General features: G+C 71.0%; 23 protein-coding genes. 14 read left to right on the top strand and 9 right to left on the bottom strand.

The genetic code is table 11. The features are described 5' to 3' along the window. Window positions 1-153 precede the first annotated feature (153 nt). The 3 genes from N8I84_RS10595 (at window position 154) to N8I84_RS10585 (ending at window position 3,532) form a co-directional block, all read left to right on the top strand. Window positions 154-1,740: a TROVE domain-containing protein gene (locus N8I84_RS10595; protein ID WP_263229287.1), complete on the top strand. Its 1,587-nt coding sequence runs from the start codon at window positions 154-156 to the stop codon at window positions 1,738-1,740. Between the two features lie 89 nt (window positions 1,741-1,829). Continuing rightward, a complete protein-coding gene (locus tag N8I84_RS10590; protein ID WP_263229286.1) occupies window positions 1,830-2,501 on the top strand; it encodes a GntR family transcriptional regulator in 672 nt (223 codons plus the stop codon). Between the two features lie 14 nt (window positions 2,502-2,515). Beyond that, complete coding sequence (locus N8I84_RS10585; RefSeq protein ID WP_263229285.1) at window positions 2,516-3,532, top strand: 1-aminocyclopropane-1-carboxylate deaminase; 1,017 nt, start codon at window positions 2,516-2,518, stop codon at window positions 3,530-3,532. Window positions 3,533-3,536: 4 nt separating this feature from the next. Here N8I84_RS10585 and N8I84_RS10580 read toward each other — a convergent pair whose 3' ends face one another. Beyond that, on the bottom strand, window positions 3,537-4,004 hold the full coding sequence (locus N8I84_RS10580; RefSeq protein ID WP_263229284.1) for a nuclear transport factor 2 family protein: 468 nt from the start codon (window positions 4,002-4,004) through the stop codon (window positions 3,537-3,539). A 109-nt stretch (window positions 4,005-4,113) separates the two neighbouring features. On the opposite strand from N8I84_RS10580, the gene N8I84_RS10575 reads away from it, so the two are divergent. Further along, window positions 4,114-4,680: a TetR/AcrR family transcriptional regulator gene (locus tag N8I84_RS10575; RefSeq protein WP_263229283.1), complete on the top strand. Its 567-nt coding sequence runs from the start codon at window positions 4,114-4,116 to the stop codon at window positions 4,678-4,680. A gap of 71 nt (window positions 4,681-4,751) precedes the next feature. Here N8I84_RS10575 and N8I84_RS10570 read toward each other — a convergent pair whose 3' ends face one another. From N8I84_RS10570 to N8I84_RS10540, 7 genes are all read right to left on the bottom strand, one after another. Beyond that, on the bottom strand, window positions 4,752-5,933 hold the full coding sequence (locus N8I84_RS10570; RefSeq protein WP_263234728.1) for a TerD family protein: 1,182 nt from the start codon (window positions 5,931-5,933) through the stop codon (window positions 4,752-4,754). A 282-nt stretch (window positions 5,934-6,215) separates the two neighbouring features. Next, window positions 6,216-7,205 (bottom strand): zinc-dependent alcohol dehydrogenase family protein, encoded by a 990-nt coding sequence (locus N8I84_RS10565; protein WP_263229282.1) that lies wholly within the window; start codon window positions 7,203-7,205, stop codon window positions 6,216-6,218. Further along, complete coding sequence (locus tag N8I84_RS10560) at window positions 7,202-8,062, bottom strand: carbohydrate ABC transporter permease (RefSeq protein WP_263229281.1); 861 nt, start codon at window positions 8,060-8,062, stop codon at window positions 7,202-7,204. Before N8I84_RS10560 ends, N8I84_RS10565 begins: the two co-directional genes overlap by 4 nt. Continuing rightward, entirely contained in the window at window positions 8,059-8,997 is a 939-nt protein-coding gene (locus N8I84_RS10555) for a carbohydrate ABC transporter permease (RefSeq protein WP_263229280.1), read from the bottom strand. The genes N8I84_RS10560 and N8I84_RS10555 overlap by 4 nt, the downstream gene beginning before the upstream one ends. Then, a complete protein-coding gene (locus N8I84_RS10550; RefSeq protein WP_263229279.1) occupies window positions 8,994-10,373 on the bottom strand; it encodes an ABC transporter substrate-binding protein in 1,380 nt (459 codons plus the stop codon). Before N8I84_RS10550 ends, N8I84_RS10555 begins: the two co-directional genes overlap by 4 nt. Window positions 10,374-10,450: 77 nt before the next feature. Next, window positions 10,451-11,221, bottom strand: a complete 771-nt coding sequence (locus N8I84_RS10545; RefSeq protein ID WP_263229278.1) for a DeoR/GlpR family DNA-binding transcription regulator — start codon at window positions 11,219-11,221, stop codon at window positions 10,451-10,453. 291 nt (window positions 11,222-11,512) lie between these two features. Next, complete coding sequence (locus N8I84_RS10540; protein WP_263229277.1) at window positions 11,513-12,322, bottom strand: NAD-dependent epimerase/dehydratase family protein; 810 nt, start codon at window positions 12,320-12,322, stop codon at window positions 11,513-11,515. Window positions 12,323-12,618: 296 nt separating this feature from the next. Here N8I84_RS10540 and N8I84_RS10535 point away from each other — a divergent pair, with 296 nt between their 5' ends. Next, window positions 12,619-13,560, top strand: coding sequence for a 5-dehydro-4-deoxyglucarate dehydratase (locus tag N8I84_RS10535; RefSeq protein ID WP_263229276.1), 942 nt, complete (start codon window positions 12,619-12,621; stop codon window positions 13,558-13,560). Further along, window positions 13,557-14,720, top strand: a complete 1,164-nt coding sequence (locus N8I84_RS10530) for a hypothetical protein (RefSeq protein ID WP_263229275.1) — start codon at window positions 13,557-13,559, stop codon at window positions 14,718-14,720. Before N8I84_RS10535 ends, N8I84_RS10530 begins: the two co-directional genes overlap by 4 nt. Here N8I84_RS10530 and N8I84_RS10525 read toward each other — a convergent pair. Continuing rightward, window positions 14,657-15,889, bottom strand: coding sequence for an MFS transporter (locus N8I84_RS10525; protein WP_263229274.1), 1,233 nt, complete (start codon window positions 15,887-15,889; stop codon window positions 14,657-14,659). The genes N8I84_RS10530 and N8I84_RS10525 overlap by 64 nt on opposite strands. 302 nt (window positions 15,890-16,191) lie before the next feature. Between N8I84_RS10525 and N8I84_RS10520 the strand changes: the two genes are divergently transcribed. The 8 genes from N8I84_RS10520 to N8I84_RS10485 all read left to right on the top strand — a co-directional run bounded on the left by N8I84_RS10520 (window position 16,192) and on the right by N8I84_RS10485 (window position 25,245). Then, window positions 16,192-16,869, top strand: a complete 678-nt coding sequence (locus N8I84_RS10520) for a GntR family transcriptional regulator (protein WP_263229273.1) — start codon at window positions 16,192-16,194, stop codon at window positions 16,867-16,869. Next, window positions 16,866-17,774: a dihydrodipicolinate synthase family protein gene (locus tag N8I84_RS10515; protein WP_263229272.1), complete on the top strand. Its 909-nt coding sequence runs from the start codon at window positions 16,866-16,868 to the stop codon at window positions 17,772-17,774. Before N8I84_RS10520 ends, N8I84_RS10515 begins: the two co-directional genes overlap by 4 nt. Beyond that, on the top strand, window positions 17,771-19,492 hold the full coding sequence (gene araD / locus N8I84_RS10510; protein ID WP_263229271.1) for an L-arabinonate dehydratase: 1,722 nt from the start codon (window positions 17,771-17,773) through the stop codon (window positions 19,490-19,492). Before N8I84_RS10515 ends, araD begins: the two co-directional genes overlap by 4 nt. 156 nt (window positions 19,493-19,648) lie before the next feature. Further along, the gene (locus N8I84_RS10505; protein WP_263229270.1) at window positions 19,649-20,584 is read left to right on the top strand and encodes a carbohydrate ABC transporter permease; all 936 of its coding nucleotides are present in this window, start codon (window positions 19,649-19,651) and stop codon (window positions 20,582-20,584) included. A gap of 8 nt (window positions 20,585-20,592) precedes the next feature. Then, on the top strand, window positions 20,593-21,465 hold the full coding sequence (locus N8I84_RS10500) for a carbohydrate ABC transporter permease (protein ID WP_263234727.1): 873 nt from the start codon (window positions 20,593-20,595) through the stop codon (window positions 21,463-21,465). 50 nt (window positions 21,466-21,515) lie between these two features. After that, the gene (locus N8I84_RS10495; RefSeq protein WP_263229269.1) at window positions 21,516-22,682 is read left to right on the top strand and encodes a Gfo/Idh/MocA family protein; all 1,167 of its coding nucleotides are present in this window, start codon (window positions 21,516-21,518) and stop codon (window positions 22,680-22,682) included. After that, the gene (locus N8I84_RS10490) at window positions 22,679-23,524 is read left to right on the top strand and encodes a DUF6807 domain-containing protein (RefSeq protein WP_263229268.1); all 846 of its coding nucleotides are present in this window, start codon (window positions 22,679-22,681) and stop codon (window positions 23,522-23,524) included. Before N8I84_RS10495 ends, N8I84_RS10490 begins: the two co-directional genes overlap by 4 nt. Next, window positions 23,521-25,245, top strand: coding sequence for a glycoside hydrolase family 43 protein (locus N8I84_RS10485; RefSeq protein WP_263229267.1), 1,725 nt, complete (start codon window positions 23,521-23,523; stop codon window positions 25,243-25,245). The genes N8I84_RS10490 and N8I84_RS10485 overlap by 4 nt, the downstream gene beginning before the upstream one ends. Window positions 25,246-25,254: the final 9 nt, after the last annotated feature.

Here is a 25,254-nt window from a genome sequence, read left to right as displayed (position 1 = left end):
TTGGTGCGGGTTCGAATCCCGTCATCGGCTCCGGGCCGATGTGGCGGAACTGGAAGACGCGCCAGGTTACAGTCCCGTCGCCGATCCCTGATCTCGGACACCCTCCTTTCTGCGCCTCTCTCCGAAACCGAAAAGAATTCGGGGGAATTCACCATGGCGCGATTCAACACCAGAACCGCCCGCGCGCAGCCCACTTCGCGCGTCACCTCCACCGGCCGCGTGCTCCGCACGTACGAGGGCGGCCGTGGCCGAGAGCGCGACGCGCGCTCCGAACTTTTTCTGCTCGCGGTCTCGAACTTCGTGTCGCAGCAGACCTTCTACGAGACCGGCACGGACCGCGACGACCGGTTCGCCGCGCTCGTACGCGAACTCGCCGTCACCGACCCCTCGTGGACCGCCGGCCTGCTCGGCTGGCTCCGTGGCGAGGGCAACCTGCGCACGGCGTCCCTCGTGGGCGCCGCCGAGTACGTGAAGGCACGGCTCGACGCGTGCGCGGTCGACGGTCCCTCGAACCGGCAGGTCGTGGACTGCGTGCTGCGGCGCCCCGACGAGCCCGGCGAGCTGCTCGCGTACTGGACGGCCACATACGGCCGCGCCGTCCCCAAGCCCGTCAAGCGTGGTGTCGCCGACGCCGTACGACGCCTCTACACCGGCAAGGCACTGCTGAAGTACGACACCGCATCGAAGGGCTACCGCTTCGGCGACATCCTCAACCTGGTGCACGCCGCGCCGGACCCCGGCAAGCCGTGGCAGGGCGACCTGTTCCAGTACGCGCTGGACCGCCGGCACAACCCGGATGCCGCCGTTCCACCCGTCTCGATCCCCGTGCTCGGCGCGCACCGTGAGCTGATGGCGCTGCCGGTCGCCGAGCGCCGGGCGGTCGTCACGGCTCCCGGCGGCGCCGAGCGGCTGGCCGCCGCAGGCATCACCTGGGAGGCGCTGGCGGGCTGGCTCCAGGGCCCGATGGACAAGGCGGCCTGGGAGGCCGTGATCCCGTCGATGGGCCAGATGGCACTGGTGAGGAACCTGCGGAACTTCGACGAGGCCGGTGTGTCCGACGAGGTGGCTGCCCAGGTCGCCGCGCGCCTCGGCGACCCGGCGGAGGTCAAGCGGTCGCGGCAGTTCCCGTTCCGCTACCTCGCCGCCCACCAGCACGCGCCGTCGCTGCGCTGGTCGTACCCGCTGGAGCAGGCGCTCGGCCACTCGCTGGCCAACGTGCCCGCGCTGCCCGGACGCACGCTGGTGCTCGTGGACCGATCGGGTTCGATGTTCTACTCCCGGCTGTCGGACCGCTCCGAGCTGAACCGTGCCGACGCGGCGGCGATCTTCGGTACGGCGCTCGCGCTGCGGGCGGCGGACGCGGATCTCGTCGAGTTCGGCACGACCAGCAAGCGGCTGAGGTTCCGCAAGGGCGAGTCGGTGCTGAAGGTCCTCGGCCGCTTCGGCGACCTGGGCGGTACCGACACCACCAGCGCGATCCGCTCGCACTACCGGGGGCAGGACCGGGTGCTGATCGTCACCGACGAGCAGTACGGCTACAACGGGCACGGCGACCCGACCGGGCAGGTCCCGGCGCACATTCCGGTCTACACCTGGAACCTGGCCGGATACCGGGTGGGCCACGGCCCGTCCGGGACGGGCAACAGGCACACCTTCGGCGGCCTGTCGGACGCGGCCTTCCGGATGGTGCCGCTGCTGGAAGCCGCCCGGGACGCCGACTGGCCGTGGGCGGAGGTCTGAGCGCCGCTCGATGAGCCTGGCCCGCACCTTCACGGGGGTGCGGGCCGCACCCTTGTTCGCGCGCCTGTTGATATCTAACATTTCAGTCCATGGAGGCCCTTCGACCCGTGCCCCGCACCCTGCTGCGGGACCGTGCCTACGAAGCCATCCGGGACGCCATCGTGGCCGGGGAGATCGAACCCGGGGCGGTGGTGCGCGACACCGAGTTCGCCGAGCGGCTCGGGCTGTCGCGGGCGCCCGTGCGGGAGGCTTTCTCGCGGCTCGTGGACGAGGGGCTGCTGGAGAGCAAGCCGCAGAGCTACACGCGGGTGACCCCGGTCGTCGCCGACGACGTACGGGACGCGGCGGCCGTCGTGGGCGCCATGCACGAGCTGGCCACGAGGGTCGCCGTGCCCCGGTTGCGGGCAGCGGACGTGGCGGAGATGCGCGCGGCCAACGAGCGGTTCGCGGGTGCCGTACGCGCCGGTGACGTGGACGCCGCCCTGCGCGCCGACGACGAGTTGCACGACGTGCTGGTCCGGGTCTGCGGCAATCGAGCGGCCGCCGCCACCATCGCCCGCTGCATGCCGCTCATCCGCCGCCTGGAGCGCCGGCGCTTCGGCGAGGGCGGCACTTGCCGATCCGCCGGGCTGCACGAGCGGCTCATCGAGGCCTGTGCGGACGGTGACGTGGACGGGGCGGTTCACGTCACCGCGGAGATCTGGCGCACTCTCGCAGACCTGGCCGACGAAACCGACCGAACCGACGAAGAGGCCCGCTGATCCCGGGAGGTCCCATGTCCCTGTCCACGTACGAGCGTTTCCCCCTGCTCTTCGGGCCCTCCCCGGTCCACCCGCTTCAGCGGCTCACCGCCCACCTCGGCGGTGCCTCCGTGTGGGCCAAGCGGGAGGACTGCAACTCCGGCATCGCGTACGGCGGGAATAAGACCCGCAAGCTGGAGTACCTCGTCGCCGACGCGCTCGCGCAGGGCTGCGACACGCTGGTCTCGATCGGCGGGGTGCAGTCCAACCACACCCGGCAGGTCGCCGCGGTCGCCGCCCACGTAGGACTCAAGTGCGTGCTGGTCCAGGAGAGTTGGGTGGACTGGCCCGACTCCGTGTACGACAAGGTCGGCAACATCCTCGTCAGCCGGCTCGCCGGGGCCGACGTTCGGCTGGTCAGGGCCGGGTTCGGGATCGGATTCAAGGAGAGCTGGGAGCAGGCGCTGCGGGAGGTCGAGGAGGCGGGCGGCAAGCCGTACGCCATCCCGGCCGGTGCCTCCGACCACCCGCTCGGCGGCCTCGGATTCGCGAACTGGGCGTACGAGGTCGCCGAGCAGGAGCGGGAGTCGGGCGTCTTCTTCGACACCGTGATCGTGTGTTCCGTGACGGGCTCCACCCAGGCCGGCATGATCGCCGGGTTCCGCGCGCTGGAGGAGGCGGGCGGGCGTCCGCGCCGTGTGATCGGCATCGACGCGTCCGCGGAGCCCACCCGCACACGGGAGCAGATCGCCAGGATCGCCCGCGCCACCGGAGAGCTCATCGGTGTGGAGAAGGAGTTGACGGAGGCGGACGTCGAGTTGGACGAGCGGTACCACGCGGGTACCTACGGCATCCCCGACGAGAGGACGCTGGAGGCGATGCGGCTCGCCGCACGCACGGAGGGGATGGTCACCGATCCCGTCTACGAGGGGAAGTCGATGGCCGGGCTCGTCGATCTGGTCTCGCGCGGGGAGATCGGTCGGGACTCCACCGTCCTCTATGCCCACCTGGGCGGACAACCCGCGCTGAACGCGTACAGCGCGCTCTTCTAGCCCGTCATCCATCCCGACGGCCGCTGAGCATGGCGGCCACGGCAGGCAGTCGCCCCATCGCGTGAGCCACTGCGAGGCCGTCCATGTAGTCGCGCACGTGCACGATCAAGCCGTGCCGGACCCGCATCACCAGAAGGCCCGGGAAGGCGAACGGCTCACCGGTGGTGGCCACGGTCCCGGTGACGATCTGCTCCACGATGATCACCTCGGGGTCGGTGGACTCGTGGACGGCCACCTCATGGATCCGCCGCGGCTGCGCCGGACTCGCGCCCCAGGCGGCCCTGTACCCCGCGCGTACCTCTTCGCGTCCGTGATAGCGCGCGGGCATGCCCGGGAAGAGGAACGGCAATTCATGGACGGCATCGACCGAGTACAGGTCGGCCAGATCGTCAGCCGACCTGTCGACCATGGCACTCCGGTAGCGGGCGAGAACGTCTCGGGGGCCGAGGGCGGCCGAGGCAGCGGGGGGCATACGGTGGGACTCCGTTCACTCGGCCGAGGCTCGGATAACCGGGGACTGTCTCCGGTTCAAGTGCCGGATAAGATACGGAGAGAGCCCCCGGTTCGCAAGGAGTAGCTGGATGGCGCAGGTCAGGCCCATGCGAGCGGACGCACGGCGCAACTACGAGCGGTTGCTGAAGGTGGCGGCCGAGGCTTTCGCCGAGCATGGCGAGAACGCGTCGCTCGACGACATCGCGAAGCGGGCGGGGGTCGGGTCGGGCACGCTGTACCGGCACTTCCCGAACCGTCAGGCGCTGCTGGAGGCCGCGTACGTCGACCGGATCGAGGCGATCGCGACCCGGGCCGGCGAGATCGCGAAGGCGCTTCCGCCGGGCGAGGCGCTGGTGGAGTGGCTGCACGAGCTGTGCGTCGGGACGATCCAGGTGCGCGGGATGAAGGTCCTGCTGGGCTCGGCCGTCACGGACGGCAGCTCCGCCGCGGTCACGGCCTGCGGCACCTCGATGAAGGAAGCGGCGTCACGACTGGTGGAGGCGGCGCAGCGGGAGGGGACCCTGCGGGCCGACGTCGAGCCGATCGAGGTGCTGCGACTCGCCCACGGCATCGCCATCGCCTCGGAACTGGCGAACGGTCAGGGCGCCTACATCCGCCGCTACCTGTCGCTGCTGACGGAGGGGTTGCGGCCGTAGACCCCCGGCTGCCTCACCCGCGGGCGCCCGCCGAGGGGCACCCGCGAGTGTGGTGGCTGCCGTACGACCGGCTACAGTGCCTCGGCCGCCGGCTTGACCATGTTCCGTACCGTGCGGGCCTTGACGAAGTCGCCCATCGCGGTCATGTCCCACTCGCCGGAGAACTGGCGGACGAGCTTGGCCATCATCACGCCCGTCTGCGGCTCCGCACCCGTGAGGTCGAAACGCACCAGCTCCTGGTCGGTGGCGGCGTCCACGAGGCGGCAGTACGCCTTGGCGACCTCCGTGAACTTCTGGCCGGAGAACGAGTTCACGGTGAAGACCAGGCCCGTGACCTCCTGGGGCAGGCGTCCGAGGTCGACGGCGATGACCTCGTCGTCGCCTCCGCCCTCTCCCGTGAGATTGTCCCCGGAGTGCTTGATCGCGCCGTTGAGGATGGTCAGCTTGCCGAAGTAGCAGCTGTCGATGTGGTTGCGCTGCGGGCCGTACGCGATGACGGAGGCGTCCAGGTCGATGTCCTTGCCGTGGAAGGCGGGCTCCCAGCCGAGGCCCATCCTGACCTGGGAGAGCAGCGGGCGGCCGGCTTTGACGAGGGACACGGTCTGGTTCTTCTGGAGGCTGACACGGCCCTTGTCGAGGTTGATCTTTCCGGCGCCGGGGGCCGGGGTGGGCGGTGCCGCCGGAGCGACGGGTGCCGGCGGAGCGACGGGTACCGGGGGAATGGTCTGCGGCGGGGCGACGGGCTGCGGCGGCGCGGCCGGTTCCTCCACCGTGACGCCGAAGTCGGTCGCGATGCCCGCGAGGCCGTTGGCGTAGCCCTGCCCCACGGCACGCGCCTTCCACGCGCCGCCCCGCAGATAGACCTCCATGACCACCAGCGCGGTCTCGGTGCCGAGCTGCGGCGGCGTGAAGGTGGCCAGCACGCTGTTGTCGTCCGCGTTGCGGAGGGTGGCCGTCGGCTCGATGCCCTGGAAGGTCTGGCCGGCGGCGTCGGGGCTCGCGGTGACGACGATCTTCTCGATGCCCGGGGGGAGGGAGGCGGTGTCGACTGTGATCGAGTCGGGGTTCGTGCCGCCGCCGGAGCGGTAGGTGACACCCGGGCCCATCGGCTGGTTGTAGAAGATGAAGTCGTCGTCGGAGCGGACCTTGCCGTCGGCGGTGAGCAGCAGGGCCGACACGTCGAGCCGCACCGGGGCGGCGACGTCGACGGTCACGCGGGGGACGCCGAGGGCGAGGTTCGAGCCGGGGGTCATAGCTGTCATGCCAGGGGTAACGAGCGAGGCCGCTTTACCGTTCCCTTACCCGACGCCCCACCGCACGGCCCCAGCCCCCGCCGCCCCTACCCGTCCCCCAACGTCGGGGGGCTGATCTTTCCGCCGGTCGGCATCAGCGAGCCCGTCTGGGGGTTTCCCTGCTCGAAGAGCTTGGGGGAGTTCGAGGACGAGGCCCTTCAGGCCGAAGGGGGGTCTGGGGGCGCAGCCCCCAGGGACGGGAAGGGCAGGGGCGGCGGGGCGAGGACCATCCACGCCGCACCCCTACGGCACCACCACGATCTTCCGCCCCACTCCCGCCGCGAACTGCTCCAGCGCCTGCGGGTACCGCTCCAGAGGCAGGCGATCGCTGATGAAGACCTCGGGGTTCAACACCCCGTTCGCGAACAGCTCCGCCGCCCGTTCGAAGCTGTGCAGCACCGCCATCGAACCCGTGATCGTGAGCTCCTGGTTGTAGATCCGGTACGGATCGATCGTGACCCGCGTCGCATAGTCCGCCACCCCGAACTGCAGAAACGTCCCCGCCTTGGCCACCCGCTCCAGGCCGTCCTGGATCGCCGCCGCGTTGCCCGTGGCGTCCACGACCACGTCCCAGCCCTGCGGTCGGTCCAGTTCGTCCGCGTTCGCCGCCGAGCCCGAGACACCCAGCCGCCGTGCCGTCTCCAGCCGCGCCGCGTTGACGTCCACCACGTCCACGCTGGCCGCTCCCGTCCTCTTGGCCAGCTCCAGCATCATCAGGCCCATCGTTCCCGAGCCGTAGATCAGGACGTGCGCCCCCAGCCGGGACCGCAGGACGTCGTAGCCGCGCACCGCGCACGACAGCGGCTCCACCAACGCCGCGTCCTGGGTGCGGACGTGCTCCGGGAGCTTCACGCAGTTCGCCACCGGCGCGACCGCGTACTGCGCGGCCCCGCCGGCCGTCGTCACACCGATCGCCGCCCATCGTTCGCACAGGTTGTTGTGGCCCGTACGGCAGTACCGGCACTCGTGGCAGTACAGGGACGGGTCCACGGCGACCCGGTCGCCGACCGCCAGCTCCGTGACCTGCGTACCCACTCCGACGACCTCGCCCGCGAACTCGTGCCCGGGCACGATCGGCAGCTTGGGCGCGAATTCGCCCTGGAGGATGTGCAGATCGGTCCCGCACAGACCGCAGGCCGCGACCTCCACGACCACCTCGCGCGGCCCGGGCGTCGGGTCCGGGACCTCGGAGACGACTGCGCGGCCCACGGACTCGATGACGGCGGCCTTCATTTCACGGCTCCCAACGACAGGCCCTGGACCAGTTTGTCCTGGGCGGCGAACCCCGCCGCGAGCACCGGCAGGGAGATGACGAGCGACGCGGCGCACACCTTCGCCAGGAACAGGCCCTGGCTGGTGATGAAGCCGGTCAGGAAGACGGGGGCCGTCTCGGCCACCACGCCGGTGAGCACCCGGGCGAAGAGCAGCTCGTTCCAGCTGAAGATGAAGCAGATCAACGCCGTTGCCGCGATTCCCGGCAGCGCGATCGGGGCCACCACCCGCGTAAGGACCGTCGGCAGGCGCGCCCCGTCCACCCGAGCCGCCTCGATCACCGCGACCGGCACCTCGGCGAGGAACGACTGCATCATCCACACCGCGATCGGCAGGTTCATGGACGTGTAGAGGATGACGAGCAGCCAGATGTTGTCGAGCATCCCGGCGTTCTTCGCGAACAGGTAGACGGGCAGCAGGCCCGCCACCACCGGCAGCATCTTGGTGGACAGGAAGAAGAACAGGACGTCCGTCCACTTCTCCACCCGGCGGATGGACAGGGCGTACGCGGCGGGGAGGGCCAGCAGGAGCACGCACAGGGTCGAGACCACCGACGCCATGGTCGAGTTGATCAACGCCGGCCAGGGGCTCGCGCCGCCGCCCGCGCCGAAGAAGTCCCGGTAGCTGTCCAGGGTCAGGGCGGCCCCGAAGGACGGCGGGTTCGTCGCGGCGTCCGCCTCGGAGTGGAACGACGTCAGGGCCATCCAGGCGATGGGCAGGAAGAACAGCAGACCGACCAGCCAGGCCAGCAGGCCGAGCCCGACTCCGCGGCGACGGCGGGGGCGTACGGTGGCGGTGCGTGCGGCGACGGCGCTCATGCGCGGGACACCTCCTCGCGGAACAGGGACGACACCACGCGCAGGGCGAAGGTCGCGATGATGATCGAACCGATGACGACCAGGACGCCGGCGGCGGAGGCGAGGCCGTTCTCGTGGGCCTGGTAGAAGCTCTGGTAGACGGTGTAGGGGAGGTTCGCGGTGCCCAGGCCGCCCGAGGTGAGCGTGAAGACGGCGTCGAAGTTCTGCACGATGTAGATCGAGCCCAGCAGGGCGCCGAGTTCCAGGTAGCGGCGCAGATGGGGGAGCGTGAGGTGGCGGAAGATCTGCCAGTCGCTCGCGCCGTCGACCCGCGCGGCCTCGAGCTGCTCGTGGTCACGGCTCTGCAGGCCCGCCAGCAGGATCAGCATCATGAACGGCGTCCACTGCCAGATCAGCGAGGCCTCGACCGCCAGCAGGGGGGTGTTGGAGATCCAGTCTGGCTGGGGGCCGCCCACATAGTGCAACAAACCATTGAACAGGCCGTATTCAGGGTTGTAGAGCACGTGTTTCCAGAGCAGTGCGGCTGCCACCGGCACCACCAGGAACGGGGCGATCAGCATCGTGCGAACCACGCCGCGGCCCCGGAACTTCCGGTTGAGCAGCAACGCGATGCCGAGACCCACGACCAGGCTGACAAGAACCACCGTGGCCGTCAGCAGGACCGTCGTCCACACCGAGTGACGCAGGTCCGGGTCTGTGAGGACTTGGCGGTAGTTGTCGACGCCCGTGAAGTGGCGGTCCTTCGGGTAGAGCGCGTTCCAGTCGAAGAACGAGATCACCAGCGTGGCCACGAACGGCAGCTGGGTCACCACGATCATGAAGACCAGGGCGGGCAGCAGAGGCGCTCGGGTGGCCCACGCCCGCATACGGTTCGGCGGCCGGGTCGCCGGCCGCGCGGTGGCGGCGGCGACCCGGGCGGAGGTGGTGATGGTCATGACCCCTCGTACTTCTTGGCGACGGCCTCGGCGAGCGCTTGCGACTTCTTCAGCGCGCTGTCCACGGACTCCCGGCCCGCGATGGCGGAGCTGATCTCCTGCGAGACCTTGGTGCCCAGATCGGTGAACTCGGGGATGTCGACGAACTGGATGCCGGGCGCGGGGCGGGGCTGCACGCCCGGGTCGTTCGGCTTGGCACTGGCTATGGCGTCGCGGGTGACGTCCGCGAAGGCGGCCGCCTCCTTGCGGTACTCCGGGATGTCATAGGTCGACGACCGCTTGCCGGCCGGCACATTGGCCCAGCCTGCCTTCTCGCCCACCAGCTTCTCGTAGTCCTTGCCGGACGCCCATGAGATGAACTTCCAGGCGTCGCCGGCGTTCTTCGACGCCTTCTGGATGCCCCACGCCCAGGTGTAGAGCCAGCCGGAGCTGTCGGTCTTCTCCACCGGGGCCGGGACGTAGCCGATCTTGCCCTTGACCGGGGATCCGGCGGCCTCCAGCGAACCCGCGCCGGAGGTGGCGTCGTACCACATCGCCGTCTTGCCCTGCGTCATGTCGTTCAGGCACTCGGCGAAGCCGGACTGAGGCGCGCCGGACTCGCCGTGCTTGCGCACCAGATCCACGTAGAACTGCGTGGCCTGCTTGAACTCCGGGGAGTCCAGCCGTGCTTTCCAGTCCTTGTCGAACCAGGTGCCTCCGAAGGTGTTGACGACGGTGGTCAGCGGAGCCATCACCTCGCCCCACCCGGGCAGCCCGCGCAGACAGATGCCCTTCATGCCGGGCTCGGCGCCGTCCGCCTTGGCGGCCAGGTCGGCGACCTGCTGCCAGGTGGGCTTGGCCGGCATGGTCAGGCCCTTCTTCTGGAATACGTCCTTGCGGTACATCAAGAAGGAGGACTCGCCGTAGAAGGGCTCGCCGTAGAGCTTGCCGTCCGCGGCGGTGAGGGCCTGCCGCATCGGGGCGAGGATGTCCTGCTGGTCGAAGCCGCTGTCGCTCTTGACGTACGAGTCGAGCGCGTGGAGCCAGCCGTTCTTGGCGTAGATCGGGATCTCGTAGTTGCTGAGGGTGGCGACGTCGTACTGGCCCGCCTGGTTGGCGAAGTCCTGGCTGATCTTGTCGCGGACGTCGTTCTCCGGCAGCACGGTGAAGTTCACCTTGATCCCGGTCTTCTTCGTGAAGTTGTCGGAGGTGAGCTTCTGCAGCTCCACCATCTGCGGGTTGTTCACCATCAGGACGTTGATGGCATGGGCCGATCCGCCGCCCACGCCGCCCGCGCCGCCGGCTCCCGAGCAGCCGGCGAGCAGCGGGGTGATCAGCGTTCCTACGGCGGCCACGGCAAACAGGGCGCGGGGTGTTCGTCGGCTCTGGCTTCGCATGGGGTACTCCTGAACCAATGGGGAGGTAAGGGGCATACGCGGGCGTGGGTGTGCCCCTGGGGGGACTGTGTTCGTTTTCAGACGCGGATGACCTGCGGGCCCTGTAGTGAGTAGCGGTGGGCTTCGGAGGTGGGCAGCAGCGTGCTCGTGACGATCGCCTCGAGTTCGCCGATCTCGGCGAACCGGCAGAAGCTGACCGCCCCGAACTTGGTGTGCACCCCCGCGAACACCGTGCGCCGGGAGGCGCGGACCGCCTGCGCCTTGACCTCGCTGACCGCGGGGTCGGGGGTGGTCAGGCCGTGTTCGCGGGAGATGCCGTTGGCGCCGATGTACGCCAGGTCGATGACGAAACCGGCCAGCATCTTCGTCGTCCAGTGGTCGACGGTGGCGAGCGTGCCGTGCCGCACCCGGCCGCCCAGCAGCAGGACGGTGGTGTTCTCGGCCTCCGCGAGCGCGCCCGCGGTGGCCAGGGACGCGGTGACCACGGTCAGCGGCCGGTCCCGCGGCAGCGCCTCGGCGATGAGCTGCGGAGTGAACCCCTCGTCGACGAAGACGGTCTCGGCGTCCCCGAGCAGGTCGGCCGCGGCGGACGCGATCCGGCGCTTCTCGGGTACGTGGCTGGTGGCGCGGAAGGCGAGGGTCGTCTCGAAACCGGCGCTCTCCACGGGGTAGGCCCCGCCGTGGGTGCGGCGGACCAGGCCGTGGTCCTCCAGGGCGCGCAAGTCGCGTCGTACGGTCTCCTTCGCCACTCCCAGCTCCGCGGCGAGTGTGGTGACGTCGACCGAGCCCGTGCGACGGGCGGCTCTGACGATCTCGCGCTGGCGTTCCTCCGCGGTCCTGTCCGTCATCGCCGACACCTGTCTTTCGTGCTCTTGCGCTCGTTCGCCTCCGGGGTGCCTGACCGGTGGTGCCCGTTCGGGCCCGGCAGGGCTCATGGGGGAAGTTCTACAGCGGGGGCGCGGCGGTGACCAGGCCTGTTGCGTGCCCGTGTGTGCCCGACCCTGCCCGCTTGGCCGGATGTGTGCCCGCGTCGGACCTGGGGCGGAGCGCTGTGCCGGGTGAGATCGGGCAGCTTCCGTGCCCGAAAAGCGGCGCGGGCGGGCCCGTTCGGTGCCCGCCCGCCCTTGGAGTGCGTCGTCTCAGTACGGCCAGATGGGCGGGTCCGTGACGAAGTGGCCGCCCAGGTGTGCGTGCGCCGGGTTGTCCGGGTCCAGCCCGCCCTGCTCGGCGATGAGCTTCTCGGCGTACGGCTCGGAGTCGTCCTGCGGTTCGTAGCCGAGGGCCCGCGCGGTGGTCAGGTCCCACCACAGGCGGGTGTTGGCCGAGGAGCCGTAGACGACGGTGTGGCCGACGTCCTCGGCGGTCAGGGCGGCATGGAAGAGGCGGGCGCCGTCCTCGGGGCTCATCCAGACGGAGAGCATGCGGACGCTGGTGGGCTCCGGGAAGCAGGAGCCGATGCGCACCGACACGGTCTCCAGGCCGTGCTTGTCCCAGTAGAACTGGGCCAGGTCCTCGCCGAAGGACTTGGACAGTCCGTAGAAGGTGTCGGGGCGGCGCGGGGTGTCGATCGGAATCAGCGGGTCGTCGCCCTGGGGGCGCGGGGTGAAGCCGACCGCGTGGTTGGAGGAGGCGAACACGATCCGGCGTACGCCTTCCTCGCGCGCCGCCTCGTACACGTTGTACGTGCCCTCGATGTTCGCCTTCAGGATCTTCTCGAACGTGGACTCCAGGGAGATGCCCGCGAGGTGGATGATCGCGTCGACGCCCCGTACGGCCTCGCGCACGGCGTCCTTGTCCGCGAGATCCGCGGTGATCGCGCCCGGCTCGCCCTCGATCGGCAGCAGGTCGAGGAGGCGCAGTCGGTAGCCGTACTGGGGCAGCAGTCCCCGCATCAGGGTGCCGAGTCCGCCGGCGGCGCCGGTGAGCAGAACGGTGCGGGGAGCGGGCATCCTCGGTCTCCTTGAGATCAACGGCCGCATTCATGCACAGGATTCACATTCGTGGACACGCTAAGGAGCGTCGACCCGACCCGTCAAGTGTGGCGCGGAAGTGCGGAATCCACCTCTGACTTGCCCGATTGCGTGCTTGACCCGCCCCGAGGTGGCCCCATAGCGTGGATTCGTTCAGAAATATGGACGCGGATCAGAAACGTGCACCTGTCCGGGATGTGGTCACCTGTCCGGGGTGTGGTCCACTTGGGAGCGCGCGTCGGTCCGCGTAGGAGCGCCTGTTCAAGGGAGAGCCCGTGACGTCAGCCCTTCTCGCCGCTCGACTCGGCATCCCGAGCGGGCCGCTGTTCTTCCCCGTCACCGCGTACGGGCCCGACGGCACCCTCGCGCTCGACGTCTACCGCGCCCATGTGCGGGGAGGGGTCGAGGCGGGCGCCGCCGCCGTGTTCGCGTGCTGCGGCACGGGTGAGTTCCACGCGCTGACGCCCGAGGAATTCGAGGCCTGCGTACGGGTGGCCGTCGAGGCGACCGACGGACGGGTTCCGGTCGTGGCGGGCGCCGGCTACGGGACCGCGCTCGCCGTGCGCTACGCCAAGCTCGCGGAGGCCGCCGGGGCGGACGGGCTGCTCGCCATGCCTCCCTACCTCGTGGTCGCGGGCCAGGAGGGGCTGCTGCGGCACTACCGGGAGCTGGCCGCCGCGACCTCGCTGCCGACCGTCGTCTACCAGCGCGACAACGCCGTGTTCACGCCCGGGACGGTGGTGGAACTCGCCCGTACGGACGGTGTCATCGGCCTCAAGGACGGGCTCGGCGACCTGGATCTGATGCAGCGCATCGTCAGCGCCGTGCGCAGCGAGGTCCCGGGCGACTTCCTCTACTTCAACGGCCTGCCGACCGCCGAGCAGACCCAGCTCGCCTACCGCGGCATCGGTGTCACGCTGTACTCGTCCGCCGTGTTCTGCTTCGCCCCGGAGATCGCCCTCGCCTTCCACCGCGCGCTCACCTCCGGCGACGACACCACCGTGAACCGGCTCCTCGACGGCTTCTACCGCCCGTTCGTCGAACTGCGCTCCCGCGGCCGCGGCTACGCCGTGTCCCTCGTCAAGGCGGGCGTACGGCTGCGCGGCCTCGACGTCGGCGAGGTGCGGCCGCCCCTGCACGAGCCGTCCGAGGACCACGTCAAACAACTCGCCGCACTGATCGACCACGGGTACGCGCTGCTCGAGGAGGGCATGTGAAGGCGTCGGCGTTCGTCTACCCCTGGGACGTCAACGGGGACCCCGAGGCCCCCGACCGCATCGCCGCGCTGGGCGCCCGGCAGGCGACCCTCGCCTCCGCCTACCACTCCACACGCGCCCTCACGCCCCGGCATCCGCACCACCGCGTCGTGACCGCCCGCCACGCGGCCGTGCTCTACCCGGCGGACGCGCGCTGGGAGGGCCGCGCCCTGCGCCCCTGGCCGGCCGGCGACTGGGCCCCGGGCGACGCCTTCGGCGAGGCGGCCCGCGCGCTCACCGCGGCCGGGCTCGAGGTGCACACCTGGGTGGTGCTGGCGCACAACTCGCGCATGGGTGAGGAGCATCCCGGCACCTCCGTGGTCAACGCCTACGGTGACCGCTACCCCTGGGCGCCGTGCATCGCGCAGCCCGCCACGCGCGCGTACCTCGTCGACCTGGCGGCCGAGGCGGCCGTACGGCCCGGCGCGCGCGGCACCGAGCTCGAATCGCTCGGCTGGTACGGGCTGGCTCACCTGCACGCCCACGACAAGATCGGCGGCGTGACGCTCGGGGACGCCGGGCAGTACCTCATGTCCCTGTGCTTCTGCCCGAGTTGCCGTGAGGGCTACGGACGGCACGGACTGGATGCCGGTGAACTGGCCGCGGCGGTGCGGGCGGCGCTGGAGCCCGTGTGGCGCGGTGCACCCTCCGACGGGGGCTGGGCGGGCGTCGAGCAGCTCCTCGGTGAGGCGAAGGCGGCCGCCACGCGCGCGTGGCGCGACACCACCGCCCGCACGCTCCAGGAGGAGGCCGTGGCAGCGGTCCGGGCGGCCGCGCCCGAGGGCTTCCAGGTACTGCTGCACGCGGATCCGGTCCCGTACCACTGCGGCGCCAACGCGGGCGTCGACCCCGCGCACATCCTGTCCCTGGCGGACGGCGTGGTGGTGCCCTGCACGGGCGGCGCCGGCCTGCTGGCCCCTTTCGCGGAACAGAACCGGACGGGTGCCGTCCTCGCGGCCAACTTCACGGTGGTCTCCGGCATGGGCGGCAGCCCGGGGACACTCGCGCGGGACGCCCGGGGCGCCGCCGAACTGGGCGCGACCGAACTGCGGCTCTATCACGCCGGGTTGGCGTCCGACGGCGACCTCGACGCCGTACGGGACGCTCTCGCGGGGCTCTGAAGCAGCGGCGCCACCGCCACCGGCGCTACCAGGCCCAGCACCACCAGCACCGGCCGGTGGCCGACCGGTTCGACGAGCCCGGCCCCGACGGCCAGCCCGACCGCGTTCGGACCGAACAGCAGCGTGTTCGCCGTGGCGGCCGCACGGCCCAGCAGCGGGCCCGGCGTCTCCCGCTGCACCGCGGTGAACGCCGCGATCAGGACACACGGCAGTCCCGCACCGATGGCCGCGCTGCACACCAGCGTCACCGGGTCGGACGGGATCGCCCTGAACGCCACGCCGGCGGCGAACAGGGCGATGCCGCAGGCCGCGAACCGGCGTTCGCCCAGGCGGCGCAGGGCGGGGCCCGAGACCGTGCCGATCAGCACCGAACCGGTGCCCTGGACGGCGAAGAGCACCCCGGCGTACGCGGGGGAGCGGCCGAGGCCGTCCACGACCGCGTAGACCATCGCGCCGTTGAGCCCGGCGAACAGCATGGTGCTCCCGCCCGCCAGGACCAGCGGCCGCAGCCGCTCGTGCCGCCACAGATGACGCGCGCCCTCGACGGTCCGGGCGCGCCACCCGGCGGTGGGCGGCTCCGGTCCGTCCTCGTGGACCCGCAGCAGCGCGTACAGGCCGGTGGCGAGCACGAACGTGACGGCGTCCAGGAACGCCACGCAGGGGCCGCCGTACGCCGCGTAGATCCCCGCGCCGGCCAGCGGGGCGACGAGCTTCATGCCCTCCGTGGCCGTCATCCTCAGTCCGTTGAAGTCGCCGAGCAGCGAGCCGTCGACGGCGGCGGCGACCACCGCCGACTCGGCCGCGTCGTGCACGATCCCGGCCGCCCCGTAGACGAACAGGACCGCGTACAGCAGCCACAGCCCGTCCCGGGAACGGACGGTGAAGAGCGTCAGCAGGAGGGCCGCGAGGCCGAGATTCGTGGCGATCAGCAGCGGCTTGCGGCGGACGCGGTCGGCAAGCGTGCCCAGGACCGGGCCGGCCAGGACCGGCGCCCACAGGGCGAGGAGGCACAGCGCGGCCAGGCCGTCCGAGCCCGTGAGGTCCTTGACCCACACCCCGGACGCCAGCCACAGCGCCGACGTGCCGAAGCCGGACACCACCACCCCGGCCAGACAGAGCCCCGCATCGCGGTCGCGCAGCACGCGTGCCGCCGTCCATGTCGTCGTCATGCCCGGTCATCGTGGCTCTAAGGACACGGGGGCCGGATCGGGCAGGTGCCTTAGAAAAGCGCGGGTCGGGGGCCGCGCTGGACGGAAATCCGTTGGAACGCCGTCACTTGTGCCCCTGGGAGCGATACGCGGTGAGTGTCCGCCCGTCACGCACACGTTGCCCCAACTCCCTTTGTCAGAAGCATTGACGAAACACAGGACCGCTTTTACCTTCGACGCGTCGTACTTCGTACGTCATATATGAGACGCGATACGCGAGATCAGGTACGCGACATCGCATACGCGACATCCGAGAGGCGCGCATGACCTCTGTGCCCACGCCGATCCCCTCCCGCACGCAGTACGTGCTGGAGGGGATCAAACACCGCATCCTCACCGGGCAGCTGACGCCCGGCCAGGCCCTGGTGGAGACCGAACTCGCCGCACAGTTCGGGGTGTCGAAGACCCCCGTGCGCGAGGCGCTCAAGACCCTGGCCGGGACCGGGCTCGTCGTGATGAGCCAGTACAAGGGCGTCACGGTGCGCATGGTGGACGCGGACATGGCGCGCGAGGTCTACGACGTCCGGCTGCTCCTGGAGCCGGAGGCGCTGCGGCGCTCGGTGCGGCGCGGGGCCTCCCTGGACGCCGCGCGCGACGCGCTGAAGCGGGCCGACGAGGCGAGCGACACCGCCGAACGCTCCCTGGCCAACCGGGAGTTCCACCGCGCCCTGTACCTGCCGTGCGGCAACCCGCTGCTCGGCCGGATGCTCGACGAGGTCCGCGACCAGGCCGCCCTCGTCTCCGCCGTCGCCTGGGCCGCCGATCCCTCCTGGGAGCGGGAGGCCACCGAGCACCGGGAGATCCTGCGGCTCGCCCTCGGAGGCGACGCCGACGGGGCCGCGAGCGCCCTCCATGCCCACATCGCGTCGTTCGTGCGACGGGCCTTCCCCGCGACCGAAGCGGCGGAGCCGGAGGCCCAGGGAGAGGACGGTCAGGCATGACAACGACGTTCGAGACCCAGCGGACGGCATTGGCCGACGTGGTGGCGATCCCGGTGACCCCGTTCACCGAGGACGGCCGCGTGGACCAGACCGCCCACCGGGCCCTGCTGCGTCGCCTGCTCGACGGTGGGGTGAGGACCCTGACGCCCAACGGAAACACCGGCGAGTTCTACGCCCTCACCCCCGAGGAGCGGCGCCTCGTCACCGAACTGACCGTCCAGGAGGCGGGGGAGCGGGCCGCGATCCTGGTCGGGGTGGGACACGACGTGCCCACCGCCGTCGCCTCCGCGCGGCACGCCCGCGAGCTCGGCGCCCAGATGGTGATGGTCCACCAGCCCGTCCACCCGTACGTCTCGGCCGCCGGCTGGGTCGACTACCACCGCGCGATCGCCGAGGCCGTGCCCGAACTGGGCGTCGTCCCCTACATCCGCAACGCCCAGCTGTCCGGCGCGCGGCTCGCCGAGCTCGCCGACCACTGCCCGAACGTCATCGGGGTGAAGTACGCCGTCCCGGACGCCGCGAAGTTCGCGGCCTTCGCCCGCGACGCCGGTCTGGACCGGTTCGTCTGGGTGGCCGGCCTCGCCGAACCGTACGCGCCTTCCTACTTCTCGGCGGGCGCCACGGGCTTCACCTCGGGGCTCGTGAACGTCGCCCCGTCCGTCTCGCTGAACATGATCGAAGCGCTTCGATCGGGCGACTACCCGGCCGCCATGAAGGTCTGGGAACAGATCCGCCGCTTCGAGGAGCTGCGCGCGGCGAACGGCTCCGCCGACAACGTCACCGTCGTCAAGGAGGCCCTCGCCTCCCTGGGCCTGTGCCGCCGGGACGTGCGCCCGCCGAGCAGGGCGCTGCCCGAGGAGGAGCGTGCGGAGGTCGCCGCCATAGCCGCCGGGTGGTCCGTATGAAGAAGCCGGAACAGCTCAGAAGCCACCAGTGGTACGGCACCGACGGGCTGCGCTCCTTCAGCCACCGGGCCCGCACCCGTCAGCTCGGCTATCTGCCCGAGGAGCACCTGGGCAAGCCCGTCATCGCCATCCTGAACACCTGGTCCGACATCAATCCCTGTCATGTGCATCTGCGGGATCGCGCGCAGGCCGTGAAGCGGGGCGTGTGGCAGGCGGGCGGCTTCCCGCTGGAGTTCCCGGTCTCCACGCTCAGCGAGACCTTCCAGAAGCCGACCCCGATGCTGTACCGCAACCTGCTCTCGATGGAGACCGAGGAGCTGCTGCGGTCCTACCCCGTCGACGGGGCCGTGCTGATGGGCGGCTGCGACAAGTCCACGCCGGCGCTGCTCATGGGCGCCGCGAGCGTCGACCTGCCCACGATCTTCGTGCCCGCGGGGCCGATGCTGCCGGGCCACTGGCGGGGTGAGGTCCTCGGCTCCGGCACCGACATGTGGAAGTACTGGGACGACAAGCGCGCCGGCCTCATCGGCGACTGCGAGATGCAGGAGCTGGAGAGCGGCCTCGCCCGGTCGCCCGGGCACTGCATGACGATGGGGACGGCGTCCACGCTGACGGCCGCCGCCGAAGCGCTCGGTGTCACGATCCCGGGCGCATCCAGCATCCCCGCCGTCGACTCCGGGCACGACCGGATGGCCGCCGCCGCCGGCCTGAGGATCGTCGAACTGGTCCACCAGGACCGGAAGCTGTCCGACATCCTCAGCCCTGAGGCGTTCGAGGACGCGGTGACGACGGTCCTCGGGCTCGGCGGCTCCACCAATGCCGTCATCCACCTGATCGCCATGGCCGGACGGGCCGGGGTCAAGCTCACGCTCGACGACTTCGACCGCATCGCACGCACGGTCCCCGTGCTCGCCAACGTCCGGCCCGGCGGCGAGCGGTACTTGATGGAGGACTTCCACTTCGCCGGCGGCCTGCCCGGGTTCCTCTCCCGGATCCCGGACCTGCTGCACCTGGACCGGCCGACGGTGTCCCACGACACCCTGCGCGAGCAGATCGCGGGCGCGCAGGTCCACAACGACGACGTCATCCGGCCCCGCGACAACCCGGTCGCCCGCGAGGGCGGCGTCGCCGTCCTGCGCGGCAACCTCTGCCCGGACGGCGCCGTCATCAAGCACATCGCCGCCGAACCGCACCTGCTCCAGCACACGGGTCCCGCGGTCGTCTTCGACGACTACCGGACCATGCAGCGCACCATCAACGACCCGGACCTCGGCATCACCGCCGACAGCGTGCTGGTCTTGCGCAACGCGGGACCCAAGGGCGGCCCCGGGATGCCCGAGTACGGGATGCTCCCGATCCCGGACCACCTGCTCAAGCAGGGCGTGCGGGACATGGTGCGGATCTCCGACGCCCGGATGAGCGGCACGAGTTACGGCGCGTGCGTGCTGCACGTGGCGCCCGAGTCGCACATCGGCGGACCGCTCGCCCTGGTACGCACAGGGGACAGCATCACCCTCGATGTCGAGGCCCGCACCCTCCGGCTCAACGTGGACGACGCGGAGCTCAGGCGCCGCAGGGCGGAGTGGACACCGCCGCCCGTGCGCTACGAGCGCGGCTACGGCGTGCTCTACAACTCCCAGATCACCCAGGCAGACACCGGCTGCGACTTCGAGTTCCTGGCCCGGTCCGGCCAGGTCCCGGACCCGTACGCCGGCTGACACACCGCACGACCCCCGGGCCCGCCCACGCACCACCGCAGGTCCCGGGGTACCGAGCACCCCCGGTCAGCGCTGTCGAAGCGCTTCAAGCACGTGTACGTAGCAAGCGCTTCCTGCACGCGCTGTAACCAGTCCCATTGCGAACGGAGAACAGTCATGGCCCAAGCCGCAGCCGTGGCGAAACCGCCCGCGCCACCCCGGCGGCGCCGTGCCTCCGCCACGCCGCGCAGGCTCCCGTACCTGCTGATCGCCCCGGCGGCCCTGCTGATGCTGGGCTTCATCGCCTACCCGGTCCTCAGCGTCTTCTACTACAGCCTGCAGAACTACAACCCCACCAAGCCGTGGCGGAACGGCTACGCGGGCTTCGACAACTTCGTCCAGGCCTTCACCAAGGACCCGCAGTTCTGGCACACGCTGACCTTCAGCGCCAAGTGGGTCGTCGTCGAGGTCGGGCTGCAGCTGCTGTTCGGTCTGGCCCTCGCCCTCATCGTCAACCAGACCTTCGTGGGCCGGGCGCTCGGCCGGGCGCTGGTGTTCTCCCCGTGGGCCGTCTCCGGGGTGCTGACCTCCGCGATCTGGGTGCTGCTCTACAACTCCCAGACCGGCATCACCCGTTACCTCGCCGACATGGGCATCGGCTCCTACGGCACGAGCTGGCTGTCGGACACCTCCACCGTCTTCCCGGCGGCGGTCGTCGCCGACCTGTGGCGCGGCGTCCCCTTCTTCGCGATCCTCATCCTCGCCGACCTCCAGTCCGTCTCGAAGGACCTGTACGAGGCCGCCGAGGTCGACGGGGCGAGCCGCTTGAAGCAGTTCTGGCACATCACGCTGCCGCATCTGAAGGACGCCATCGTGCTGTCCACACTGCTGCGCGCGGTGTGGGAGTTCAACAACGTCGACCTGCTCTACACCCTCACCGGCGGCGGCCCGGCCGGTGAGACCACCACGCTCCCGCTGTACATCGCCAACACCAGCGTGGACGCACACAACTTCGGCTATGCGTCGGCTTTGACGACGGTGGCGTTCGTGATCCTGCTCTTCTTCTCGATGGTCTATCTGCGGCTGAGCAAGTTCGGAAGTGAGGACAAGTGATCACCGAGATCGCGCCCGCACCCGACCGCGTGGTGTCCGAGCCGGCCCGTCCGAAGGGCAGGCACCGCGCCTGGGACGAGGTCCCGCGCTGGCAGATCTACCTGCCGCTGTCCCTCTACCTGCTCTTCACCCTCGTTCCGTTCTACTGGATCCTGCTCTTCGCCCTGCGCCCGGCCGGCTCCACCTCGCTGGTTCCCTGGCCGGTCACCTTCGACCACTTCGAGAAGGTGTGGACCGAGCGGGCCTTCGGCACCTACTTCCAGAACAGCGTGCTCGTCGGCCTCGCGACCCTCGTGATGACGACGCTGGTGGCGCTCGCCGGCGGCTACGCGCTCGCCCGGTTCGACTTCCGCCTCAAGCGCGCCTTCATGCTCGCCCTCCTCTGCTCGCAGTTCGTGCCGGGCGCGCTGCTGCTGGTCCCGCTCTTCCAGATCTTCGCCAACCTGCGGATGATCAACTCACTGGGCAGCGTCATCGTCGCCGAGACCGTCTTCCAGCTGCCGCTGTCGATGATTCTGATCAGCGGCTTCATCAGGAATGTTCCGCCCTCGCTGGAGGAGGCCGCCTGGGTGGACGGCTGCAACCGCTTCGCCGCCTTCCGGATCGTCGTCCTGCCGCTGCTGCGGCCCGGCCTGATCGCCGTCGGTTCCTTCGCCTTCGTGCACGCCTGGAACCACTTCCTGTTCGCCCTGATGTTCCTGTCCGACCAGAGCAAGCAGACCATCCCGGTCGGTCTGAACACCCTGATGAGCGCGGACAGCGTCGACCTCGGGGCGCTCGCCGCGGGCGGCATCATCGCCGCCGTACCCGTCGTGATCGTGTTCGCCTTCATCCAGAAGTGGCTGATCACGGGGTTCAGCGCGGGGGCGGTGAAGGGGTGAGGGGAACCGTCGACCAGGCCGGCCGAGAGATGGCGCGCGGGGAGGATCCGATGACGACCACAGCACTGCCCGTCGTACTCGCCGGAGCCCGCGGACACGGCCGCTGGCACATGGAGAACATCCGCCGGCTCCAGCACCGGGGGGTCGTACGGCTCGCGGGCATCTGCGAGCTGACCCCGCTGACCGAGGACGAGATCCCCCGGGGACTGGGCTCACCGCGGCAGTCCGCCGACTTCGGCGCGCTCCTGGAGGCCACCGGGGCCCGGATCGCCGTCGTCTGCACACCGATCCCGACCCACACGGACCTGGCGCTGACGGCCGCCGCGAAGGGCGTCCACCTGCTGCTGGAGAAACCGCCCGCGCCCTCGTTCGCCGAGTTCCGGCGCATGGCCGACGGGGTGGCCCGGGCCGGTGTCGCCTGCCAGATCGGCTTCCAGTCGCTGGGCTCGCACGCCCTGCCCGCGATCCGGGCGCTGATGGCGCGAGGGGCGATCGGAGAGGTCGTCGGCGTCGGCGGGGCCGGTGCCTGGGCACGCGACGAGGCGTACTACCGGCGTGTCCCCTGGGCCGGCAGGCGTCGGCTGAACGGCGTCGACGTCGTCGACGGCGCGCTCACCAACCCCCTCGCCCACGCCGTCGCCACCGCCCTGGCCCTGGGCGGCTGCACCCGCGCCGAGGACGTCACCGGCATCGAGACCGAGCTGTGGCACGCCAACGCCATCGAGTCCGACGACACCTCCTGCGTCCGCGTCACCACCGCGCAGGGCCGCCCCGTCACCGTCGCCGCGACCCTGTGCGCCGAGCACCCCGACGAGCCGTACGTCCTCGTGCACGGCAGCAGCGGCCGGATCACCTTCTGGTACAAGCAGGACCGCGTGCTGCTGCAGCGGGCCGGCCACGGCCCGGAGGAGTTCGAGTACCGCAGGACGGACCTGCTGGAGAACCTCGCCCGGCACCTCACCGACGGCGACGAGCTGCTGGTCACCCCGGACTCGACCGGCGCCTTCATGAAGGTCGTGGAGGCCGTGCGGCAGGCCCCCGACCCGGCACCGCTTCCGCAGGGCGCCTGGCACCGGATCCCCGGCGAGAACCGCCGTGTCGTACCCGGCGTCGACGGCCTGGTCGCGGCAGCCGCCGACACCCTCGCCCTCTACTCCGAGCTGGACGCGCCGTGGGCGCTTCCGGCCGTGCTCCCGGAAGAGGTGAGCACCCGATGACGACCACCGACTCGCTGGTCCTGCGTGTCGCGGGTCGCCCCGTCGGCCGCTACGTCACCCGCCCCGAGCTGCCTGCCCGGCTCTCGCCGCGCCCCTACCTGCACCCGGTCACCACACTGGCGGGCACGGCCGTGACCGAGCTGAGCCCCGCCGACCACCCACACCACCTCGGCGTCGGTGTCGCCGTTCCCGACGTCGAGGGGCACAACTTCTGGGGCGGGCGTACCTTCGTCCGCGGGCAGGGGCCGACCGAGCTGGACGACCACGGCACCCAGCGCCACAGCGCCTTCCAGCTCCGCGACCCCGACGGCTTCGTGGAGGAGCTGCGGTGGGTGGCCGCGCGCAGCGAACTGCTGCGTGAGCGCCGCACCGTCGCCGCCACCGAACTCACCGACGGCGCCTGGGCGATGGACTTCACGTTCTCCCTCACCAATGTGACCTCGGGCCTGCTGTCGATCGGAAGCCCCGCCACCAACGGGCGCCCCGGCGCGGCCTACGGCGGCTTCTTCTGGCGCGCCCGCAAGGAGGCAGAGTCCCCGCGGGTCTTCACCGCCGATCGCCAGGGCGAGAGCGAGGTCCACGGCACCCGCGCCGACTGGCTGGCCCTCGGCGGCAGCACCTGGACCCTGGTCTTCGCCGCGGCCACCGACGACACCCGCCGCGACCCGTGGTTCGTGCGCGCCGAGGAGTACCCCGGCGTGGGCTCCTCCCTGGCCCACGAGGAACGGCTCACCGTCGCTCCCGGCGACACGGTCGTCCGCCGGATCGTCACCGTCGTCGCCGACGGCCGCCTCGGCCGGGACGGGGCCGCCGCCCTGGTGCGCAAGGCGGTGAGCCCATGAGCCTGACCAGCGCGGACCTGGGCGACGGCACGTACCGCAACCCGGTCCTCGACGCCGACTGGTCCGACCCGGACGTCGTCCGCGTCGGCGACGACTTCTACCTGACCGCCTCCAGCTTCGGCCGCGCGCCAGGACTGCCGCTGCTGCACTCCCGGGACCTGGTGAACTGGACCCTCGTCGGGCATGCCCTCGAACGCCTGGAGCCGGAGGACGAGTACGCCTCCCCGCGCCACGACTGCGGCGTGTGGGCACCGTCGATCCGGCACCACGACGACCGCTTCTGGATCTTCTGGGGCGACCCCGACCACGGCGTCCACCAGGTCAACGCCCCCGCGATCCGCGGCCCATGGACCCGCCCCCACCTGGTCAAGGAGGGCAAGGGCCTGATCGACCCGTGTCCGCTGTGGGACGACGAGACCGGCGACGCCTACCTCGTGCACGCCTGGGCGAAATCCCGCTCCGGTATCAAGAACCGGCTCACGGGCCACCGTATGCACCCGGACGGCACGGCGGTCCTCGACGAGGGCAAGGTGATCGTCGACGGTGACCGGATCCCCGGCTGGTTCACCCTCGAAGGGCCCAAGGTCCACCGGCACGACGGCTGGTTCTGGATCCTCGCCCCGGCCGGGGGAGTGGAGACCGGCTGGCAGGGCGCCTTCCGCTCGCGCGACTTCTTCGGACCCTACGAGGAGCGGGTCGTCCTGGAGCAGGGGGACACCGACGTCAACGGGCCGCACCAGGGCGGCTGGGTGCGCACCCCTGCCGGAGAGGACTGGTTCCTGCACTTCCAGCAGCGGGGCGCGTACGGGAGAGTGGTCCACCTCCAGCCCCTGCGCTGGGGGACGGACGGCTGGCCGGTCATCGGGGACGAGGGCGCCCCCGTCGCCGTGCACGCGAAGCCGGACCTGCCGCCGCAGCCGCCCGCCGCGCCGGCCACCGACGACGACTTCCCCGGCGGACGGTACGGCCGCCAGTGGCAGTGGACGGCCAACCCCAGAGGCGGCTGGGTCACCCGGCACTCCGCCGACGGGTTACGGCTGACCTGCGTCCGCTCCGCCGACGTCCATGACCTGCGCACCCTGCCGAACGTCCTCACCCAGCGGCTGCCGGGACGGCCCTGCGCGGTTGAGGTCGAACTGCGGCTGGCCGGTGAGGAGCCCGGGGCCCGGGCGGGGCTGGCGGTGCTCGGGGACGCGTTCAGCTGGATCGGACTGCAACGGGGGGCCGACGGGACGGTTCACCTGGTGCACCGGTTCGCCGAGCAGGTGGCCGAGACGGAGCGCGACGCGGCGTATCCGCGGTTAGTGCCCCAACAGGCAACGTTCGCCCCGTCGCGACGCCCGGCACGCTCCCCCAAGCTCTTCGAGCAGGGGGGACCCCCACTCGCCGCACCGCCCGAAAGCCCAAGTACATCCAGTACGAGGGCTTCCGGCCGGCTCGCCGAGAGCACGCACCGAACGCCGCTCCTTGACGGGCGAACGTTGCCTGCCGGGGCACTAGCACCCGAAGGGCGGGCCCGACTGCGGATCGAGATCGGCCGCGGGGCACGCTGCCGGTTCTCGTACGACCTGGGCGAGGGCTTCCTGCCGTCCGGCCAGGTCTTCTCCGCAACCCCCTGGCGCTGGGTGGGCGCCCTGCTCGGCCTCTTCGCGCTCGCCCCCGCCGGCGAGGGACACGCCGGCGCGGCCACGTTCACGCACTTCCGCATCACCTCCACCTGAAACACCTTC

The sequence above is a fragment of the Streptomyces cynarae genome, assembly GCF_025642135.1.
Taxonomy (GTDB): Bacteria; Actinomycetota; Actinomycetes; order Streptomycetales; family Streptomycetaceae; genus Streptomyces; species Streptomyces cynarae.
This window is presented reverse-complemented; position numbering and strand designations above follow the sequence as displayed.